Genomic DNA, 21,418 nt, shown 5'->3' with positions numbered 1-21,418 from the left:
AATACTCATCAAAATACCGATGTAAATAATAACTAAGAATAAATAATTAATATCCCATCAAAACTAATTTTGATGGGATATTAATTATTTATTTGAAAATTTTACACTTACAGTTCCAGTTTCCGAAGAAGTGAATAACTGTTTCTTTTTATTTGAACTATTTGTGAAATTTGACTCATCGTCATTTATTTCAGCTATGATGTCACCTGCAATAGATTTAAGAGTAATAGAATTATTTGCAGTAATATTACTTAAAGTAATATTACCAGTATTTGTTTTTAAGTTAATATTATCTGAACTTTCACTAGGAAGATTACTTACCTTAATATTTCCTAGTTTATTAGTTATATTAATATCTTTTATTGTTGATGATGACAAATCTGTATCTCCTGTTTTATTATCAATACTAATATCTTTTAAATCATTAATATTATTTAATTTTATATTTCCTGTAGCAACATTTATTTTTAGAGAACTATTCTTACTTTTTAAATTATCTATTTTTAAATTTCCAGTTGCCAACTTAATTTCCGTATCAGAAGTTGAAGTATTAGTTAGATATACATCACCAATTTTACTATTTATCATAAGAGATTTAATATCTAGATCTTTTATAATAAAATCACCTATTTTATTTTCCGAATTAATATCGATATTAGAAGACTTAGGTATTTTTATAATGAGTTTTCTTTTTTCTGAAAAAATATTGAAATTAATACCAACAATATTTTTATTTTCTCTTATAGACAACTTATTTTCTGTGTGTTCTATACGAACTTTACGTTCTAAAGCAGTATAATATTCTATTTCTATGTTTTTAGAAGAAGTATTTTCTTCTAAAGTTACATCAGAATCAATGATATCTATATCTAAGTTTTTAACATCATTAACTGAGACAGTATAATTCTTTTTCTCGGAATTAGAAGAAAATCTAGGTATATGACCATTATTTAAGTAAGTTGCTAATCCAATCAATACTATTCCAAAAATTATAGAGCTAACAGCAATTTTTATGAATTTATTCATTTATATACACCTCTTTTTTGAAAATCTTCACGAAAATTGTTCTAATACTTACACCATCTCGACGTGATTTTTTATATATTTTTATCAACCAATAAATACCAATTAAACCGATCCCTGTATTAACAAATCCAAATCCTAAAGTGTCTAAGAAATACGAAATATTTCTTTCGTAAATAAGATAAAATGGGGATTTTAATATTAATAAGATTCCACCAATGAAAATAGCTATAATTGTAAGCACAATACTAAATATTATAGATAGAATAACTATAAAAAGACTAGCACCTAGAGCAAATATAGTTATCCAAACAGGAAATAATAATACGCCAATAATAAATCCTAACTCTGAAGAAATTTTTTGTGGTATAAACCTCCATATTAATTTTGTTTGTTTTTTTTCAATATTATGTTCATCTAAAATTTGATCAACGATGATATTAATATCCCCTAATTGCGATACAGCTTCTTCTTCACTTAAGCCCTCATCAATACGATCATCAATCATTTCTTCGAAAAAATTGAGTGTTTTATACATCTCTTTTGGCGATAAATATGGTTTTAATTTATTTCCCAAAAGAGCGCAAAACTGTGTCTTATTCATGTTTTTCATCTCCTAATATATATTTATGTGCATTACTTATTACTTTCCAGTCTATAAGAAATTCCTGAATTTTATTAAGACCAACATCTGTAATTTTATAATATTTTCTTAGTCTACTATTATGTTCCACCGAATATGAGGTAACACAATCGTTTGCTTCCAAGCGTTTTAAGATTGGATATAACGTTGATTCCGATATAGGAATTACATTTGAAACATCTTTTATAATTTTATACCCATATGATTCAGAATTACGTAAAGTAGCAAGAACACATATTTCCAATAAACCTCTTTTTAATTGAGCTTCCATACTAATATCTCCTTTCACATAATACTATACATTGCATAGTATAATTTGTCAAGTAGTATAATGAGAAATACATTCTAATTATTGACATTTTATTTATAATACATCATAATTAATATAGTAAATTTAGCAAATTATAAATTACAAAGGAGGTACTATGGCAAAGAAGTTTATTACAATTAAAGAAGACTCATACGATGAATTCGTTGAAAAAAAATCTACATTTATTACTCATCTAATTAGAATCAACAGCGAAGAAGAAGCTAGAGAATTTATTCAAAAAATGAAAAAAAAACACTACGATGCTACACACGTATGTTCTTGCTATGTATATGGTGATAATAACGAAATAACTCGTGCCAATGATGACGGAGAACCTAGTGGAACTGCTGGCGCTCCAATGTTAGACGTACTAGTAAAGAATGAAATTAAAAATGTCTGTGCCACAGTTATCAGGTACTACGGTGGAACTAAGCTAGGAACTGGTGGTTTAGTTCGTGCATATGGTGGTGGAGTAATTAACGCACTAAAAAATGCAACATTGGTAGAAAGAAAAGACGCTTTTGAAGTTAGATTAGAATTAGATTACAGTCTAAACGGAAAAATAGAATATGAAATTGGAAAAACTAATTTCATCGTGAACAACTTAGAATATACTGACAAAATCGTTTATACAATTTATGTAATGCAAGAAGACTACGATAACTTTGAAAATTGGATCGCTAACCTAACTAACGGTCAATTCAAAATTCTATCTTCAAAAGAAAAACAACTAGAATTTGATATTAAATAAAGCTAAGAAGGAATCAGAAACCATATTAAACAGTCTCTTATTCCTTCTTAGCTTATTTTTTATTCTTTTTCGAAAATTCTTCTATCCACTCTTTTAAATCAGAGACACCCTTCTCTACTATTATTTCTTTATTATTGAAAGCTAAATCCAAGCCCTCTACTCTTATAACTTTAACTTTATCAATTCCTATTACGCTAAATATTCCCCTGACATATTGAACGGCAAAGTCCAGATTAGTATATTGAATATTCTTATCAAATTCTCCCCCACTAGTTATGATGAAGGTTATTTGTTTATTAGAATCATCTAATCCTATTAAAGACTCTACCTCACATTTAAAAGTTTCATTTACTATCATTATATTATCAATATAATCTTTAAATTTTGATACTACGTTAAAATTGTGAAGCGGCATATAAATAAAAACTGCTTCAGCATTTTTCCATTGTGCCAACAACTCTTTTTGCCTAATTTTATCATATTGTTCTTTTTCAGTTAGTTTTTCTCCTTCATAATTGAACATAAACTTATCCATAACCGGAATATGAACACTCGGATCATATAAATTAATCTTTTCCACACTACTAAAGCCTTCTACAACTAATTTCTCTTCACCGATTTTCGCAAGGATATTAGAAACTCTATGTTCCCCATTATAATCAGGATGACACATAATCTGTAAAATTTTCATACTTTCACCTCAAAAAATAATTCATTATAAGAAATGGCTTCTCATCTAAAGTAAGATAAGAAGCCATTAATATTATTTGAATTCTGAATAAATAGTATTTATAGTTTTTTCATAATCATCGTTATGAACACCAACGATAATATTAATTTCATCATTAGTTTGTGAAATCAATGCAATATTTACCCCAGCTTCCCCTAAAGCTTTGAATAATCTTCCAGATAATCCTTTTGTATTTTTCATTCTCTCACCAACTGTAGCGATAAGTGAAATTTCGTGAGTTACATTTATCTCGTCCGCTTCTAAAACAGATTTAATTTTAGCTACTAACTCGTGAATAAATGGTCTCACATTACCAGTTTCAACAACTACTGAGAATGAGTCAATTCCACTAGGAATATGCTCAATGCTAACATTAAAGTCTTCAAAAATCTTAAGTGCTTTCCCAATTAATCCAACTTCATTTGCCATGTGACGTTTTTTAATCGTAATAATTGAGAAATCTTTTTTCCCTGCAATCCCAGTAACAATTTGTTTTTCATCAAGATGTTTATTATCTGAGATAATAGTTCCTTCAGCAGTAGGATCATTTGTGTTACGAATTTGGATTGGAATATCTTTATCACGAACTGGGAAGATTGCTTCTTCATGAAGAACACTTGCACCCATGTATGAAAGTTCACGAAGCTCTGTATAACTAATAACTTTAATCTCATGTGGATTTTCAATAATACGAGGATCCGCCATTAAAATTCCTGATACGTCAGTCCAGTTCTCATAAACACTGGCATTTGCGATATTAGCAACAATCGCTCCACTAACATCTCCTCCACCACGAGTCATAATCTTAATTTCTCCATTTGGTCTACTTCCATAAAATCCAGGAATAAGAAGACGATCATACTCTTTTACAATCGCATCAAACGCTGCTTGAGTTTTTTCAAAGTCAATCTCTCCTTGATAATTATAGAAAATTAAGTCTTTAGCATCAACAAAGTGATATCCTAAATATTCAGCCATTAATAATGCTGTTAAATACTCACCACGGCTTACTAGGTACTCTTCATCAATTCCTTTACTAATTTCCGCTTTTAACTTAGCAAGTTCTCCTTCAATATCGAATTTTAAATTTAATTCATTTTTGATTGCTACAAATTTATCTTCAATCATTTTAAAGATATTATCAAAATTTATATTGTACTTAGTATGTGCATAACATAGGTATAATAAGTCTGTTACTTTATTATCTTCCTTATTTGCTTTCCCAACAGCACTTACAACAACAAAACGACGTGCATCGTCTAATTCCACAATATTTTTTACTTTTTTAAACTGTTCAGCACTCGCTACCGAACTCCCACCAAATTTTGATACTCTAACCATCTTTTCTCCTTTTTCTATTAATGTTATTTGTATAATTTATCACTAATATATATTATATAACTATTTACAAAAAAATCAATTAATTTTCTGAAAAATCTAAATTTTAATTCTAATAATCATTTTATTTTATATTAAGATTATTTATGAAACTTAGCAACAACAAATTTGCTATCTTTTTCTTTCACTTCAGCAACTAAATTAGTAAGTTGTTTTAATGAAATTTCTTTTGTTTTAACATAGAAGTTACCTTTATATTCTTCTACACTTTCTATCAATTCCCCTGATAATTCTACAGATGAACGAACTAGATAATTTCTTCTAGTCAATTCTTCTGAATAAGATAGATTATTCTTAATTACAACATCAACTCTTGTTGATCCTTCATTAATATCAACTATATCTTGAACAATCGCATTCCCTGTTGGAAATTTCCCAGCACCTTGTCCATAAAACTTAAGTTCACCGATAAACGATCCATCTAGAGAAATAATATTGTTATTTAATGGTACTGCCGCTTCTTGAGATTCTTTCCCAAAAATAGAAAGCATTACAGAAGTTTCATATTTCCCGTCTTCTACATTTGTTTCTCCAATATATTTAACAGCTAAATCATATTGTTTTAAGTAATCAATATCATTTTTAGTAATGTTTCTCATAGAATATGTAGGAAAATCAGGTTGAACATGAATATCGAAAGCAAGTGCATTACTTAAGATAATCTTATTCACGACGTCTCCACCATCAACATCAGCACTTGGATCAGCTTCTGCATACCCCAACTCTTGTGCTGTTTTTAGTGTAGAATCGAATTCTTGATTATTTCTATACATATTATCAAGAATAAAGTTGCTTGTTCCATTGAAAATACCATATACACGTTTTACTTCATCAACACGTCTAGTTCTTTCTAAGTTTACAAGCCAAGGAATTCCACCACCAACACTAGCTTCAAAAATAAACTTCACATTATTTTTCTCAGCTAATTCAACAAACTCGTCTAAGTATTTTGCAGCAACAGCTTTATTTGCTGTAACTACATGTTTTCCATTCTCTAAAGATCTTTTGATAAAATCATACGCAGGATTAATTCCTCCAAGACATTCAACTACTACCGAAATTTCCTCATCATTAATAATTTCATTAATATCATCAGTAGCAAGATGCATTTTATCGCGACTTCTAGCGAAGACACTTTTTACTTCTAATTTCTTTAATTCTTCAGTATTTCCATTTGTTATTATCTCGTAAACTCCACTACCTACAGTTCCATATCCTAAAATCGCTATCTTCATAATTATTTTCTCCTAAATTCAATTTTTATTTTCAATCATATTCAAAAGTTTAACAAGTATTTTTTCCATGTCAATTATTTAATATCAAGAATTTTCAAAAAATTTCATTTTTTGATTATTTTGACTGTTTTTATAACCTATTTTGGTGTAAAATTATAGTTATAAAAAATTTTAAGGTTCTTTTTATAAAAAACACTTGTATTTTTACAAAGAACATTGTATCATATATACAACGATAAAGCAAGGAGATTTTAAATGATTTACGAAAGTACAAGAGATATTAATAGAAAATTAAATCCAAGTGAAGCTATTCTTCAAGGTTTAAGTGAAGAAGGTGGACTTTTCGTTTTAAGAGATTTAGGAAAGAATAAATTAGATTTAGAGAAATTGATAGAAAAAAGCTACTATGAAGTAGCTGAAGCCGTTCTACGTCTTTTCGTAGACTTTAGCGATGAAGAAATTAAAAACTGTGTTGAAGAAGCATATAGAGGTAAATTCTCTCATGAAAACATAACTCCTCTAGTAGAGTTAAAAGATGGATATATACTTGAATTATTCAACGGACCTACTAGTGCATTTAAAGATGTTGGTCTATCACTTCTTCCACAACTAACAAAAACTGCACTTACTAAAGTAGAAGATAAAAATGACATTCTTATTCTAACTGCAACTAGTGGTGACACTGGTAAAGCAGCTTTAGAAGGTTTCAAGGATGTAGATAGAACAAAAATCATGGTCTTCTACCCTAACGATGGTGTAAGTACAGTACAAAAAACACAAATGCAAACTCAAGAAGGAAAAAATACGAAAGTTTGTGCAATTCACGGAAACTTTGACGATGCTCAAAGCGGTATTAAAGAACTATTTGTTGATGAAGAATTCAAAAAAGAATTACTTTCTAAAAACATTAAATTATCAAGTGCAAACTCAATCAACATCGGACGTCTTATTCCTCAAGTAGTTTACTACGTTGTTTCATATCTAGACTTAGTAAATTCAAATAAAATTAAATTAAACGATAAAGTAAACTTTGTTGTACCTACTGGTAACTTCGGTAACATTCTTGCTGGTTACTATGCTGAACAAATCGGTTTACCTGTTAACAAATTAATCTGTGCAAGTAACAACAATAACGTGCTTTATGATTTCCTAACAACTGGTGTATATGATAAAAATAGAGATTTCTTAAAAACAGTATCACCGAGTATGGATATCTTAATTTCTAGTAACTTAGAACGTCTACTTTACTACGTAAGTGGTTGTGATAATGAATATATTGCTAAGCTAATGAAAGATTTAAAAGAGACTGGTCGCTTCGAAGTTACTGGTGATGTTCTTGCTAAGATTAAAGATAAATTCCAAGCTGGTTTTGCTGATGATGAACAAACTAAAGAAACTATCAAAGCTATCTATGAGAAAGATAACTACCTATTAGATACACACACTGCAGTAGCTTATAAAGTTCTTCTTGAAAACTTAGATAATGAGCACACTAGCATCGTATTATCAACAGCATCTCCATATAAATTCACAGAAAGTGTCTACTCTTCTCTATTCGAAACTCATGGTGAAGATGAGTTTACTCTTATGAATAAACTTAATGAAAAAACAAAAGTTGTTATACCTGAGAACTTAAGAGATCTTGACAAAAAAGAAATTAGACATAAAGATGTAATTAATAAAGAAGACATGAAAAAATACATCTTAGAGAAACTAGGTGATCTATAATGGTAAGTGTTCGTGTTCCCGCTACCTCAGCTAATGTTGGATGTGGATTTGATAGCCTTGGTGTTGCTTTAACACTTTACACTACATTTAAATTCGAAAAATTAGACAGCGGTCTAGAATTCGTAGGATTTGAAGAACGTTTTTCAAATGAAAACAATCTAGTTTATCAAACATTACTAACTACACTTAAAAAATTAAACAAAGAAATCTCAGGTGTTAGAATATCAATCGATAATGATGTACCTATTAGTCGTGGTTTAGGTAGTAGCTCTACGTGTGTAGTTGCTGGAATTTATGGTGCATACTTATTAACAGATACACCTATTGATAAACAAGAAATCTTTACAATAGCTAACGAAATCGAAGGACATCCTGATAATGTTTCACCAGCTATTTTCGGAAGTTTAAGTTCATCTTGTACTACTGATAGTAAAGAAGCGGTAACTGTAAGATACGAGGTCGATGAAAGATTTAACTTCTTGGCACTAATACCAAACTTCGAAACTTCTACTGAAGAAGCTAGAAAAGTAATGCCAAAAGAAATCAAACTACAAGATGCGATTTATTCAATGTCACGTATTGGATCTGTTATTAAAGCATTTGAAACTTATGACTTAGAACTTCTTAAAAAGGTTATGGGAGATAAAATCCATGAACCTTATAGAAAAGAAATAATACATGAATATCACCAAGTTAGAGAAATTTGTGAGAAAATTGATAGTTCAGCATTTTTCATTTCTGGAAGTGGTTCTACACTTATGAATATAGTTAGCGATACTAACAATATAGAAAAAATTAAAACTGAACTTGCTAAATTAAAATATAACTGGCAAGCAATTTTACTAAAAGTTGATAAAGAAGGAACAGTAGTTCTAAATTAATATGCTAAAAATTTTTGAACTTCTTCTTTTATTGCAGAGAGGAAGTTCTTTTTGAAGTAATTTTATATAAATAAAGGAGAAATTTATTATGCAAAAATCAAGAGTAGCCGTATTAGGGGCAACAGGAATGGTAGGTCAACGCCTATTAGTATTATTAGAAAATCACCCATACTTTGACGTGGTTAAATTAGCAGCATCACCTCGTTCTGCTGGTAAAAAATATGGAGAACTTATGGAAAGCCGTTGGAAATTAGACCACGCTGTACCTGAATACACTAAAGAATTAGTTATTGAAGATTTATACAAAATTGATGAAGTTTCTGAAGAAATTGACATGGTATTCTGTGCAATTAACCTTGATAAAGAATCTTTAATCAAACTTGAAGAAGATTATGCTAAACGCGAAGTAGTTGTTGTTTCTAACAACTCTGCAAACAGAAATAAAGATGATGTACCGATGATTATTCCAGAGATTAACTCAGCTCACCTTGATGTTCTTCCTGCGCAAAGAGAACGTCTTGGAACTAAAAAAGGATTCATCGTTACAAAACCTAACTGTTCAATTCAAAGTTATGTACCTATCTTTGAAGCAATTAAAGAATACGGTGTTAAAGAGGCTTCGATTTGTACTTATCAAGCTATCTCAGGAAGCGGTAAAACTTTCAACGAATGGCCTGAAATGATCGAAAACATCATTCCGTACATCGGAGGAGAAGAAGAGAAAAGTGAAAAAGAACCACTTAAAATCTTCGGTAAAGTAGTTGATGGAAAAATCGTTCCAGATAACTCTATGAAACTATCAGCTCAATGTATTCGTGTTCCAGTTCTTGACGGGCACCTTGCTTGTGTATCATTTAATTTAGAAAATGACCCAGGACTAGAGACTTTAGTTGAAAAAATTAAAAACCATGTTCCTGAAATTGCTAAATACGACTTACCATTAGCTCCAACACCATTCATTAAATACTATGAAGAAAACGATCGTCCACAACCGGTTCTAGATCGTGACAACGAAAAAGGTATGCAAATTACTGTAGGTCGCTTACGTGAAGATAACCTATTCGCCTACAAATTCGTAGGACTTTCTCACAACACATTACGTGGAGCAGCTGGTGGAGCTGTACTAACTGCTGAACTAATCAAAAAATTAGGATACTTAGATTAATATTATAAAATAATACTCCAGGAGAACTTCTCTTGGAGTATTTGTTATTATTAATCTCTTAGTTTCTATTTTACTATTTCTCTCAATTTTACTTTTCTATTTTCTTTTAAAGACAATGTGCATGCATCAGCAGTCGCAATTGACTCTAGAGCTGCGACACCATTTAATAGTTTTTCATATTCTTTTGATACTTTTTCTCCATTCAAAATATTATGCAAATACAACATTTCTTTATCTATACAGCTTTGTAACCAAAGAGGGCAACGTACATTAGGATTTCCATAAGCTATTGCTCCGTCCATTCCTCTACCTGTATAAATAGCCATTCTGTCATCATCTTCTTCTTTTGATTCATGGATTAAGAAATAACTCTCTCCTTCTCCTACTACTCTTAAAGTACCTCTAGTATTATATAAATCTAATTTTATAGCCCCTTTAGTACCTTCTATAAGGACATAGTGTTCACCCCATCTAAAAGCATTTCCATATTCAAGTACTGCGTATCGTTTATTAGAAAATTCCAGATTAACTATTAAGAAATCATCTTCATCACCAAAATTTTCGCCAACATGACATACATTTCCACCTATCATAGTTGCTTGCTCGGGTAGACCATCCATAATAAATTGAATACAATCAAGTTCATGAATGTGATGGTATAAGTGTCCTCCAGACTGTGATCGATTTTTTTTCCAAGAAACAGTTTCTTGTTTTTCTTCCCATCCTGTTCTTGCTGCATGACAAAATATTACATCTCCTATTTTCCCTTGCTTAATCAATTCTTTTGCGTGACGTACTCCATTAAAAAAGTTCATAATATGACCTGCCATAAAAATCACATTATTTTCTCGACAAGTTTCAACCATAACCTTACAATCTTCATAAGATAAAGCAATTGGTTTTTCACAGAATACATGTTTACCATTCTTAGCAGCTAATAATACTGACTCACGATGTAAATTACTCGGTGTTGCGACGATAACACAATCTACATCTTCTCTTGTTACCAATTGTTCTAAAGTTGAACAATTCTCTGCTTCTAGTTCCTTAGCAACCTTCTCTCCATTTTCTGGATCAAAAACTGCAGTTACCTTCGCATCTTTTATTTTCCCTAATGAACGCGCTAAGTCTGCACCAAAATAACCTGTTCCGACAATTCCATAATTTTTCATATTAAAACCCTCTTTTCATATTCCTAAACAATTAAGAAATAATATTTTATATCCTTATATTTATTATACAACTTACTAATACAAATTTAAAGATTTATTTCCTGTTCATTTTTAATATAAATTTAAATCTTCAGATGCAAATCTCATATATTCATTTTCTACCTTAATTTTAAACATAAAAAACCCTAAGGACACCTCCTTAGGGTTTGGTAATATTTAAATTATTTAACGTCTAGAACTTGTCTACCTTTGTACATACCAGTTTTTCTATCAACACGGTGACCCATTACGTAGTTACCAGTTGTTGCATCGATAGTAATTGATGGTGCAGATAGTTTTTTGTGAGTTCTTCTTTTTCTTTTAGCTGTTTTTGATGTTCTTCTAAAAGGAACTGCCATAGTTAATTTCCTCCAATTATTTTAAATAATTCTTATTGTTCTTTAAATAATCCATTAAGAGCCGCAAATGGTGATTCTTTCTTTTCTTTAACATCAGTTAAAGACTCTTCAGAAACTACTTCCCAGTCGTTACCAGAAACCATTTCTAACTCTTCTTCATCAGAAGTAGTAATTGGAATATTTAAAATTATAAGCTCATTTACTAAAGGTGTTAAATCAATATACATATCCATTAAATTAACGTCGAATACCTCTTCGCCTGCAAATACAGACTTATCAACGTATTCTTCTCTTTCTTCGATTTCAAATGGAACAACAACTTCTTTTAGTGTTTTTCCTGAAATCATTTCGAAGTTACCTTTAATTAATAGATCGGCATAGATTTTATCTTGTCCACCTCGAGTTAATTTCCCACTAACAACAACGTCTCTAATATCTTTTAGAGAGCTATCATAGTGTGCTACTTTAACATTTATATTTTCTTCAAAAACAAAAGTATCACTATTATTTTTGAATAACGAAGATCTTAACCATTTCATTAAATATCACCTCATAAACACATTATTTATTATATATCTTTTACATTAAGATGTCAACAAAAAAAGTTGACTCTTTTTGTTATTTTTTAATTGATTAAATATTTCAGTATATTCGCTAACGACATTATGAATCCTACAAAAATCGTTAACTTAGCTGTCAGTACCATATACGGTGCCATTGTTTTTTTATGATTATTCGCACTAAAACCCTTAACTATTTTTATCGCTAAAGGAATAGTAACAAATACCAGTAGATTCCACCACGAAGCATATTTAGTAAATATAAATAATACATTTAATAAATATACTACGAAAAAGCTAGCTGCCATTGTTTTAATCGCATTATTTCTTCCAACTAGAATCGCATAAGTTCTTCTTCCTGATTCTTTATCATTGTCTAAATCACGGATATTATTCGCTAATAAAATAGCTCCAATCATGATAAATAACGGCAGTGAAACGACAATAATATCAGCATTTACATATCCAGTTTGGAAATAAAATGATAAAGCAATTATTATCGTTCCCATAAAGAATCCAGAAACAACCTCTCCAAAAGGAGAATAAGCTATAGGATATTTTCCACCTGTATAAAAATAGCCAGCAAGCATACATACTAACCCTACTAATAATACATAAAAACTAGTCATGAGAGTTAAAATTAATCCCAGTACAAAAGCTAATGCATATAATACCAAGGCTCCTACCATAACTTCTCTAGGGCTCAGATTCCCCTTGACTATCGAACCAGAAATACCTTCGGAATCAACCTTGTCCAATCCATGCTTATAATCATAGTATTCATTAAACAAGTTGGTTGCCGCTTGAATCAACAAACAAGCCAGTAAAAACAATATAAATTTTAAAATTGAAAACTTAATCTCATATCCTAAAGCATAAGTAGCGCCGAATAAAACCGGTGCTATTGATGCTGGATAACTATGTGGTCTTGTACACATAAAAAATTCTTTTAATTTACTTTTATTCACAATATCCTCCTAGTTATCTTCTTACCTTGAATATTATACCATATTTTTAAGTGCTATGATATTAAATACCTTTCCTTCTATCTACAATCATTTATCATAACGTTTTCATTGGTTTATGATATAATTAAAGAATATAAAACTATTTATTGGAGGCATTCCCTATGAAAATTGCATGGATTGGAACTGGAGTTATGGGAGAAAGCATGGCTGGCCATCTTATGGATGCCGGTCATGAACTTTTCGTGTATAACAGAACAAAGAGTAAAACTGACAACTTAGTAAAACATGGAGCAACACTTCTTAACGAAGTAAAAGACGCCCCTAAATTTGCTGATGTTGTATTTACAATAGTAGGTTATCCTAAAGATGTTGAGGAAGTTTATTTAGGTGAAAATGGACTTATCACAACAGCTAAAAAAGGACAAGTATTTGTAGATATGACGACTTCTTCTCCTACTCTAGCTGAAAAAATTAGTAATGAATTTCTAAAAGTTGGTGCATATGCACTTGATCTTCCTGTTACAGGTGGAGATGTTGGTGCAAGAAATGCTACTCTATCAATCATGGCTGGTGGAGATAAGAAAGTATTCGAAGAAGTTGTTCTTCCATTAGTTGAAAAACTAGGTAAAAATATCACCTATTTTGGTGAAGCTGGTAAAGGGCAATATACAAAACTTGCTAATCAGATCGCAATCGCTACAACTATGATCTCTGTAGCTGAAAGCTTTAAATTCGCTAAGGAAGTTGGTCTAGACTTAGACTCGTTCTTCAAAACAGTATCAACAGGATCTGGAGGAAGCTTCTCAATGACTTCATACGGACCACGTATTCTAAATGGAGACTTCAAACCTGGATTCTTTACTCATCACTTTATTAAAGATATGAAACTAGCTTTAGAAGAATGTGAAAAAATGAACATCAATCTGCCTGGACTTGAAACAGCATATAAAATTTATAACGAATTAGAAGAAGAAGTCCGTAACACAAATGGTACTCAAGCAATTTCTAAATGGTATAATCTATAAAAATAATGAGGCTAACCCAAAAAGCCTAAATTTTAACAAAGTGTATACAATAACTCATAGACCCAGTGGTTTATTGATATCTAAATTCGCTTTATAAAAGCTTTTTAGATATCTAATAAACTGTGCGGGGGTGACTCGACAAAATCGATTTCTCCGAAATGATGTGTACCCAAAATTCTGGACACATATATATTTAGTTTAAACATGTGGATGTTATCCTGTATTGTACAGGAGGCATCCATTTTGTTTTTGATTGAATTCTCTTGTTGTTATAATAATCTATATATTCAGATACAGCTTTACTAAACTCTTCAAATGACATATAAACCTTTTCATAACCATAATATATCTCCGTCTTCATTCTTCCAAAAAGTGATTCTATGATACTATTATCATAACAATTTCCCTTTCTAGACATCGATTGAATGATTCCATGTTTTTTTAACTCACTTCTATAGTATGAATGTTGATACTGCCACCCTTGATCCGAATGCATAATTAATCCTTCTGTTTTTGGAAATTTATTAAATGCTTTTTCTAACATCCTTTTTATCTGATCTAAATTTGGATGTAAAGATAAATCATATGATATTATCTCATTTGTATGCATATCTAGAATCGCTGAAAAATAGCACTTTCCCCATGAAAAATTGAATTGTGATACATCTGTAGTCCATTTCTGTAAAGGGGCAGTTGTACTAAAATCTTGATTTATTATATTATTAGCGACCTTTCCTACTGTTCCCTTATATGAATGGTATCTTTCTTTAGGAGTTTTCCCTTTCAATCCTTCTTTATGCATAAGACTTTGTACTCGTTTATGATTTACTTTAAAACCTCTATTAATTAGTTCATTGTGAACTCTACGGACACCATATAGTCCTTTATTTTCGTTGAAAATAATTTTAATTTCTTTTAACACTGGTTCATTACGAATAGCCACAACATCTACTTCTTCCTTATTTACTAAATAATAATATGTTGATCTAGCCATTCCTATTGCTTGTAAAAGATATTTTAATTCATATCCTTTTTCTCTAAGTTCTTTGATGATCGCTGCTTTTTCGCCTTGAGTTGCGCAGCCCATTTTTCTCGCCTCAAGGCTATTAATTTTTTTATTATTTCTGTTTCCGCTTTAATATTTTCGATTTCCGTTTTTATAAATTTGTTTTCTTCACGTAATCTAATTAATTCTTCTCTTTCTGACTCTTTTAATGGTTTAGGACTACTGTTTTCTTTCATGATAGGTACCTTTCTTGGTCTTTCTTTCTTTTCATCTACAAGTCCATTATAACCTTTTTCCTTATATTTTTGAACCCATTTATACAGTGTCCTATAGTTAATTCCATTGTCTAGTGCAACAGAATTATATGAATAACCAGCTAAAATTTTGGAAACTAATACTAGTTTTTCTTCTGGATTCCACTTCTTATTTTTTGATTTAGGTCGTAAGGCGCCTACACCTAAAGAATCGACCATTCTTTTCCATTTCCTAATAGTATCTCTAAATTTTCTAGTGGTTATTCCATTAGGTGTATCTGGATATTCCTCTCTTTCATACATCTCAACACATTTTACTTTAAATTCAAAACTATAACGCATAATAAATACCCCTTTCACTGGATTGTCCAGTAAAAGGGGTACATATCAAAATCACGATTTTTGAGTCACTCCCATTTTTAATATCTATTTTCTCCCCAATTTTTAGTGCTTTAGAGTTTCTCGTGTGTCCGACTTTATGTGTTTTTTAGCTACTACTAAAAAAGATGGAATATACTCTTGAACAAGTTTAAATAGTTCCTCTACAGAAATTTTTTTCAATTTTTGTAAAAGTTCCTATTAATAATCCTGAAATTTTATCAAAAACTCCAATCTGCTTTAACTGCGCAAGATATGTAATTAAATCTCTTCTTTTGATTAATTTTAATAAAATAAATATAGTTTTACGTAAACTTAAAAGTTGACATATTTCCGAATCATACCAAAATATAAAATCACTTAAAATCAACTTCTAAGGGCATATAAAATGATATTTTAAAATTCTATGATATAATTAAAGAATAAAGTAATTTTATATAGGAGGAATTAAATATGAAAATTGCATGGATTGGAACTGGAGTAATGGGGAACAGTATGGCTGGACATTTAATTGATGCCGGACATGAGCTTTTTGTTTTCAACAGAACAAAAAGTAAAACAGATAATCTAGTAAGCCGCGGGGCTACACTACTTAAAGAAGCAAAAGAAGCACCGCTGTTTGCTGATGTAATATTTACCATAGTTGGTTATCCTAAAGATGTCGAAGATGTATACTTAGGAGAAAATGGACTTATTACAACTGCTAAAAAGGGGCAAGTATTTGTAGATATGACTACATCTTCTCCTACTCTGGCTAAAAAAATTAGTAATGAATTTTTAAAAGTTGGTGCATATGCACTTGATCTTCCTGTTACAGGTGGAGACATTGGAGCTAAAAACGCTACTTTATCAATCATGGCTGGTGGAGATAAGAAAGTATTTGAAGAAGTTGTTCTTCCACTAGTTGAAAAACTAGGGACAAGCATTACTTATTTTGGTGAAGCTGGAAAAGGACAATACACAAAACTTGCTAATCAAATTGCAATTGCTACAACTATGGTTTCAGTCGCTGAAAGCTTTAAATTTGCTAAAGAAGTTGGTTTAGACTTAGAGTCATTCTTTAAAACAGTATCAACAGGATCTGGTGGAAGCTTCTCAATGACTTCATATGGACCTCGAATTCTAAATAATGATTTCAAACCCGGATCTTTTGTTCATCACTTCATTAAAGATATGAAACTAGCTTTAGAAGAATGTGAAAAAATGAACATTAAACTTCCTGGCCTTGAAACTACATATAAAATATACAATGAATTAGAAGAAGAAGTCCGTAACACAAATGGTACTCAAGCAATTTCTAAATGGTATAAACTATAAAAAAAATGAGTTGATCTCCTAGATCAACTCATTTTTAATATGTATTTTCTCTCCAATTTTTAGTGCTTTAGAGTTTTTTGCGTGCCCGATTTCTTGTGTTTTAGCTACTGGTAAAGAAGACGGTATATAGTCTTGGACAAGTTTAAATAGTTCCTCTTCAGAGATTTCTTTTTCAATTTTTGTAAAAGTTCCTATTAATAACCCTGAAATTTTATCAAAAACTCCAATCTGCTTTAACTGTGCAAGATGTGTAACCAATCCCTCAATAGAAGTTCCTAATCCTTCTATAAACAACACTTTATTTTCCGCTTCTGGAAAATACTTTATTCCAGCCAATTTCAAGAAACATCTAATATTCCCTCCGATTATTTCACCTTCTATACTGCTACCTTGTAGAAATTTCCATTTTACCTCTAATAGAGTCTGTTCATTTTTCATAAAAGTATTTTTAAAGCTATCTCTGATTACTGTACTCTCAATAATGTTTAGTATTTGATACAAGTAATTCACTTCATTTGTTTGGCTTCCCAAAGCATTTAAAATTGTCGTTAAATCACTATAACCAAAGAAGGGTTTATAATTTCTTTTTATTACATCATAATCTAAATAATCTAATACTTCATTTGCAATATCCCCACCAGAAATATCAAAAATTGCTTTTATTTCTTTATTTTTATAAAAGGACATTAACTCCTCAGCTCGAACTTGTGCTTTTGCTCCGCGTCCAAACTTATCTTTGTATATATATTTGGTAAAGATAGGTACTAAACCCATCTCTACTAAAATACTTTCTAATTTTTCTAATCTGTCTTTATCTTCAATATTTTTTCCATTTGAACATACTACTAACGCTATCTTGTCATTTCTATTTAATATCATACCTTACTAATTTTCCTCATTATAAAGATTATTTTAATATATATATGAAAAGACAGGAATAAATCCCATCTTTCCATTTATTTTTTTAATATTAATTATTTGTTCGACTTTCGATGTAGTATTTAGAACGGCTTTGTCCACCTTCATATACTTTATTATTTAATCGAAGAACCATTTTCCCTTTAATTTTCCCACCTTCAAAATTATTTATTAATGGGATTATTATTCTATCTCCTTCTTCAATCCATTTATCTGGAGTTGTTAGAGCAATTCCACTAGCTCCACCAATTCCTCCAAATGCAGCAAGATACATCTTATCTTTCTTGAAGTAAAGAACTTCTGCGTTACCTATAGACTTATTATACTTAGATTCATTTCCTTTGTAACTATCATCTATTTCTCTGTACTTAGCTTGTTTTAGTGTTGGCACTTTTTTATAAACTTGATCTGCACTATATGTATCTGGAGTTGCTGCATTATACATATCAGTGATTTCAGCTAATGACATTGGAACAACTGTAAGTCCTAACTGAGCGTCAGTGATATGTTTACTAAAATCAGAAGAATATGCAAAAATACCTAACATACTATCTACTCCTCCTCCAAGACCAACAGCGAAGAATTTATCGGCTACAGCTTTTGCAGCATCTTTATCGTGAACTTTATTATTTAAGTTAAGTTGTTTCCATGTTAAATCCCCATCATTGATTTTAGAACCTACTTTACCTAAATCATCACCTGTTGATGTTAATTTTCCATCATCTATTTTATAAGAACCAATAATTTCATTAATTCCATTGACCTTGCGATCTGCTAAATATCCACCTAAACGGAAATAAATTTTATCATAACCTTCACTATTATCAACCGTATAATAAACAGATGGTGCATACTTTTTAAGTATATCAACAACTGATTGTGATAGGTGCAACTCTGAATTAAGTGCATCAATATCATTTAAAGAAGATATCTTCTCAATAATTATCGTTGTTTCCTTATCTAATTTTTTACCATCAGCACTTCCTAAATTTTCACTATTATTAGAAGTAGAATTTTCATGCATTTCTTCGTATTTAATAATTCCAAATACACATATTACTGCTGCAACAAATATCGCTGCAAAACCTAATATATACTTTATTCCTTTATTCATATATTTTCTCTTTTCCTTAATTGTTTTCTCTATCGAACGTTGGAACATAGAAGTGTCTTCCTTCTAGACCGAATAATTTATCACTAAATGTTCCTGGTTCTACATTCGCTAAGTTTTTCTCAAACATCATCATTCTAGCATCAATGTTATCTATAAAATTAATAATCTCCGCTTCTTTTATCATTGGTAATTTCGGAGAACCAAATTCATATTTACCATGGTGAGCTAGAATCATATGTCTTAACAGAGTAATCTCTTCAGCTTCAATTCCTAATTTGTCAGCCATTCGAGCTACTTCATCACTCATAATAACAATATGCCCCAGAAGTTCTCCCTCTAATGTATAAGATGTTCCTACAGGTCCGCTTAACTCGACAGTTTTTCCTAAATCGTGTAAAATAATTCCACTGTATAATAAATCTTTATTTAGTGATGGATAAATAGCTACTAAAGCTTTCGCAATTTTTAACATCGTTGTCGTATGATAAATCAAACCTGAATAAAAATCATGGTGCATTGATTTAGCTGCAGGATAACTAATAAATTGACTTTTATATTTATTTAATAGTTCAATAGTCACCGTTCTTAAATTATCATTCCCAATTTCTTTTAAGAAGTAATTTAATTCATTTATCATTACCTCTTTTGGAACCGGTGCTGTTTGAATATAATCTTGAATATCTATATTATCACTATCAGTTGCCATTCTATAATTTTTTATTTTTAACTGAAGCTTACCTCGATAATCTAGTAAAGTCCCTTCTACGTGGATCATCTTACCAGTTTTTAAATTTTCACTATCTTCATCTTTAACTTCCCAAATCTTACCATCAATACTACCTGTTTTATCTTTTAGATAAAGTGTTAAATATGGCTTCCCACTTGACGCTACTCCACGAATAACATTATCCAATAATAAAAACATACTAATTTCTTGATCAGCTTTAAATTCGTTTATGAACATTTCCTCACTCCTTCTTTCTAGTATATTTTATATCCATCTTATATTTTACTTTGTATTACAAAAAAATTCAAATAAATATGGTAGATTACTTAACAAAACAAAAAAGAGTGACTCAAAAATCGTAATTTCTAAGAAATCGATTTTTTTAGAGTCACTCCAAAAAAATTTATTAGACATCTATGATACTTTTATAAAACAAGATTTTATATTAATAAACCACTGTATCTATGAATTTTTATATACACTTTTTTATAATTTATGTCTTCTTTATCTTTATTAGTCAAAAAGATCTTTTGCTTTTCTACTAACTTTGTCTAAAAAGCTTTCATCTTCTTCAACTTTCTCATTATTTAATTTTGCAAGTTCCAGATATAACTCTCGCTCTTTTGTCGATAAGTTTTTAGGAATTTCAATAGATACCACGATAAAGTGATCTCCTTGACCATGCCCCATTACACTCTTAACCCCTTTACCTGCTAAACGGAATTTACGTCCGTGCTGTGTTCCTGCTGGGACGTTCAATTCAATCTCACCTGTTAAAGTACGAACATCAAGTTTTGTACCAAGGGCAGCCTGTGCTGGAGAAAGTTTCAATTCTGTATAGATATCATCACCTTCTCTGTGGAAATATGAATCTTCAGCAACGATTACCTCTATGAATAAGTCACCTGCTGGACCACCATTTTCTCCTGCACCACCTTTACCACGAAGACGAACGCGTTGTCCTGAGCTAATTCCTTCTGGAATCTCAACCTCGTACTCTACTTCACGGTTATTATATCCTTTACCAAAACAGTGAGCACATTTATCTTTAATAATTTTACCGCGTCCTTGACATTCTGAACATGTACGTTGACTTTGCATGCGTCCGAATGGAGTATCTTGAATTACGGCTTCTTGTCCACTACCGTTACATCTGTGACAAGTATTTACAGATGAAGAATCTTTTGCACCACTTCCGTGACAGTGATCACATTCTACATCCTTACGAAGTTTGATAGTTTTTTTCGTACCGAATACAGCATCCTCAAAACTTATGCGAATACGGTGTAATAAGTCTTCTCCTTGACGAGGTGCGTTCGGATTACGACGCGCTCCCCCACCTCCGAAGAAACTTGAGAAAATATCCCCAAGGTCATCAAAACCACCTGAGAATCCAGAGAAGCCTCCGCCGAAGCCGCCAAATCCACCTTGACCTGCTCCACCTTCAAACGCTGCGTGACCAAATTGATCATATTGAGCTTTTTTAGTATCGTCACTCAGTACTTCATATGCTTCAGAAATCTCTTTGAATTTATCTTCTGCACCTGGCTCTTTGTTGATATCTGGGTGATATTGTTTTGATAATTTACGATATGCTTTTTTAATTTCAGCTGCACTTGCGCTTTTACTTACGCCAAGCACCTCATAATAATCTCTTTTAGCCATCTTAATCTCTCCTATAATTAATTATTTAACAAAGGGCTAGCGCATAACGCTA

At 30.9% G+C, this 21,418-nt stretch carries 23 protein-coding genes; 6 read left to right on the top strand and 17 right to left on the bottom strand.

Translation table 11 applies throughout. From position 1 onward, the window contains the following. Positions 1-84 precede the first annotated feature (84 nt). Genes O3801_RS03065 through O3801_RS03055 form a run of 3 tightly spaced genes read right to left on the bottom strand, consistent with a single transcriptional unit; the run spans position 85 to position 1,937 of the window. Positions 85-1,026 (bottom strand): DUF4097 family beta strand repeat-containing protein, encoded by a 942-nt coding sequence (locus O3801_RS03065; protein WP_294683033.1) that lies wholly within the window; start codon positions 1,024-1,026, stop codon positions 85-87. Further along, positions 1,019-1,627, bottom strand: a complete 609-nt coding sequence (locus O3801_RS03060) for a DUF1700 domain-containing protein (RefSeq protein WP_294683034.1) — start codon at positions 1,625-1,627, stop codon at positions 1,019-1,021. The genes O3801_RS03065 and O3801_RS03060 overlap by 8 nt, the downstream gene beginning before the upstream one ends. Continuing rightward, positions 1,620-1,937: a PadR family transcriptional regulator gene (locus tag O3801_RS03055; protein ID WP_040464235.1), complete on the bottom strand. Its 318-nt coding sequence runs from the start codon at positions 1,935-1,937 to the stop codon at positions 1,620-1,622. Before O3801_RS03055 ends, O3801_RS03060 begins: the two co-directional genes overlap by 8 nt. 154 nt (positions 1,938-2,091) lie before the next feature. On the opposite strand from O3801_RS03055, the gene O3801_RS03050 reads away from it, so the two are divergent. Next, the gene (locus O3801_RS03050) at positions 2,092-2,727 is read left to right on the top strand and encodes a YigZ family protein (RefSeq protein ID WP_294683035.1); all 636 of its coding nucleotides are present in this window, start codon (positions 2,092-2,094) and stop codon (positions 2,725-2,727) included. A 52-nt stretch (positions 2,728-2,779) separates the two neighbouring features. Here the strand turns inward: O3801_RS03050 and O3801_RS03045 are convergent, their stop codons facing one another. The 3 genes from O3801_RS03045 to O3801_RS03035 form a co-directional block, all read right to left on the bottom strand. Next, the gene (locus O3801_RS03045; RefSeq protein ID WP_371454039.1) at positions 2,780-3,418 is read right to left on the bottom strand and encodes an NAD(P)H-dependent oxidoreductase; all 639 of its coding nucleotides are present in this window, start codon (positions 3,416-3,418) and stop codon (positions 2,780-2,782) included. A 72-nt stretch (positions 3,419-3,490) separates the two neighbouring features. Next, on the bottom strand, positions 3,491-4,798 hold the full coding sequence (locus O3801_RS03040; RefSeq protein ID WP_294683038.1) for an aspartate kinase: 1,308 nt from the start codon (positions 4,796-4,798) through the stop codon (positions 3,491-3,493). A gap of 137 nt (positions 4,799-4,935) precedes the next feature. Then, positions 4,936-6,090: a homoserine dehydrogenase gene (locus O3801_RS03035; RefSeq protein WP_294683039.1), complete on the bottom strand. Its 1,155-nt coding sequence runs from the start codon at positions 6,088-6,090 to the stop codon at positions 4,936-4,938. Between the two features lie 255 nt (positions 6,091-6,345). On the opposite strand from O3801_RS03035, the gene thrC reads away from it, so the two are divergent. The 3 genes from thrC (at position 6,346) to asd (ending at position 9,864) form a co-directional block, all read left to right on the top strand. Further along, positions 6,346-7,818 (top strand): threonine synthase, encoded by a 1,473-nt coding sequence (gene thrC, locus O3801_RS03030; protein WP_294683040.1) that lies wholly within the window; start codon positions 6,346-6,348, stop codon positions 7,816-7,818. After that, positions 7,818-8,699: a homoserine kinase gene (gene thrB / locus O3801_RS03025; protein ID WP_371454038.1), complete on the top strand. Its 882-nt coding sequence runs from the start codon at positions 7,818-7,820 to the stop codon at positions 8,697-8,699. Before thrC ends, thrB begins: the two co-directional genes overlap by 1 nt. Before the next feature lie 88 nt (positions 8,700-8,787). Continuing rightward, positions 8,788-9,864 (top strand): aspartate-semialdehyde dehydrogenase, encoded by a 1,077-nt coding sequence (asd, locus tag O3801_RS03020; RefSeq protein ID WP_371454037.1) that lies wholly within the window; start codon positions 8,788-8,790, stop codon positions 9,862-9,864. 65 nt (positions 9,865-9,929) lie between these two features. Here asd and O3801_RS03015 read toward each other — a convergent pair whose 3' ends face one another. The 4 genes from O3801_RS03015 to O3801_RS03000 all read right to left on the bottom strand — a co-directional run bounded on the left by O3801_RS03015 (position 9,930) and on the right by O3801_RS03000 (position 12,962). Further along, the gene (locus O3801_RS03015; RefSeq protein ID WP_371454036.1) at positions 9,930-11,036 is read right to left on the bottom strand and encodes a Gfo/Idh/MocA family protein; all 1,107 of its coding nucleotides are present in this window, start codon (positions 11,034-11,036) and stop codon (positions 9,930-9,932) included. A gap of 221 nt (positions 11,037-11,257) precedes the next feature. Beyond that, entirely contained in the window at positions 11,258-11,434 is a 177-nt protein-coding gene (rpmF, locus tag O3801_RS03010) for a 50S ribosomal protein L32 (protein WP_003147267.1), read from the bottom strand. Between the two features lie 32 nt (positions 11,435-11,466). Continuing rightward, positions 11,467-11,973 carry a YceD family protein gene (locus O3801_RS03005; RefSeq protein WP_314083662.1) on the bottom strand — a complete coding sequence of 169 codons (507 nt, stop codon included), beginning with the start codon at positions 11,971-11,973 and terminating at the stop codon, positions 11,467-11,469. An 86-nt stretch (positions 11,974-12,059) separates the two neighbouring features. Next, positions 12,060-12,962 (bottom strand): 1,4-dihydroxy-2-naphthoate polyprenyltransferase, encoded by a 903-nt coding sequence (locus tag O3801_RS03000; RefSeq protein WP_371454035.1) that lies wholly within the window; start codon positions 12,960-12,962, stop codon positions 12,060-12,062. Positions 12,963-13,123: 161 nt separating this feature from the next. Between O3801_RS03000 and O3801_RS02995 the strand changes: the two genes are divergently transcribed. Further along, positions 13,124-13,987: an NAD(P)-dependent oxidoreductase gene (locus O3801_RS02995; RefSeq protein WP_371454034.1), complete on the top strand. Its 864-nt coding sequence runs from the start codon at positions 13,124-13,126 to the stop codon at positions 13,985-13,987. Positions 13,988-14,180: 193 nt separating this feature from the next. Here the strand turns inward: O3801_RS02995 and O3801_RS02990 are convergent, their stop codons facing one another. The 3 genes from O3801_RS02990 to O3801_RS02980 all read right to left on the bottom strand — a co-directional run bounded on the left by O3801_RS02990 (position 14,181) and on the right by O3801_RS02980 (position 15,995). Next, a complete protein-coding gene (locus tag O3801_RS02990) occupies positions 14,181-15,074 on the bottom strand; it encodes an IS3 family transposase (protein ID WP_294681282.1) in 894 nt (297 codons plus the stop codon). Continuing rightward, positions 15,005-15,589 carry a helix-turn-helix domain-containing protein gene (locus O3801_RS02985; protein WP_294681281.1) on the bottom strand — a complete coding sequence of 195 codons (585 nt, stop codon included), beginning with the start codon at positions 15,587-15,589 and terminating at the stop codon, positions 15,005-15,007. The genes O3801_RS02990 and O3801_RS02985 overlap by 70 nt, the downstream gene beginning before the upstream one ends. A gap of 187 nt (positions 15,590-15,776) precedes the next feature. Further along, complete coding sequence (locus O3801_RS02980) at positions 15,777-15,995, bottom strand: hypothetical protein (RefSeq protein WP_294681600.1); 219 nt, start codon at positions 15,993-15,995, stop codon at positions 15,777-15,779. An 83-nt stretch (positions 15,996-16,078) separates the two neighbouring features. Here O3801_RS02980 and O3801_RS02975 point away from each other — a divergent pair, with 83 nt between their 5' ends. Continuing rightward, on the top strand, positions 16,079-16,942 hold the full coding sequence (locus O3801_RS02975; protein ID WP_294681598.1) for an NAD(P)-dependent oxidoreductase: 864 nt from the start codon (positions 16,079-16,081) through the stop codon (positions 16,940-16,942). 18 nt (positions 16,943-16,960) lie between these two features. On the opposite strand, the gene O3801_RS02970 is transcribed toward O3801_RS02975, so the two are convergent. The 4 genes from O3801_RS02970 to dnaJ form a co-directional block, all read right to left on the bottom strand. Further along, positions 16,961-17,821, bottom strand: coding sequence for a S66 family peptidase (locus tag O3801_RS02970; RefSeq protein ID WP_371454033.1), 861 nt, complete (start codon positions 17,819-17,821; stop codon positions 16,961-16,963). 91 nt (positions 17,822-17,912) lie between these two features. Then, positions 17,913-18,974, bottom strand: a complete 1,062-nt coding sequence (locus tag O3801_RS02965; RefSeq protein ID WP_371454032.1) for a hypothetical protein — start codon at positions 18,972-18,974, stop codon at positions 17,913-17,915. A 16-nt stretch (positions 18,975-18,990) separates the two neighbouring features. Next, positions 18,991-19,938 (bottom strand): HD domain-containing protein, encoded by a 948-nt coding sequence (locus O3801_RS02960; protein ID WP_314090700.1) that lies wholly within the window; start codon positions 19,936-19,938, stop codon positions 18,991-18,993. Positions 19,939-20,214: 276 nt separating this feature from the next. Then, positions 20,215-21,366 (bottom strand): molecular chaperone DnaJ, encoded by a 1,152-nt coding sequence (dnaJ, locus tag O3801_RS02955; RefSeq protein ID WP_371454031.1) that lies wholly within the window; start codon positions 21,364-21,366, stop codon positions 20,215-20,217. Positions 21,367-21,418 lie beyond the last annotated feature (52 nt).

The sequence above is a fragment of the Gemella sp. 27098_8_149 genome, assembly GCF_041433745.1.
In the GTDB taxonomy this organism is placed as follows: domain Bacteria; phylum Bacillota; class Bacilli; order Staphylococcales; family Gemellaceae; genus Gemella.
The sequence above is the reverse complement of the archived record's forward strand: the minus strand, read 5'-3'. Positions and strand labels throughout refer to the sequence as shown.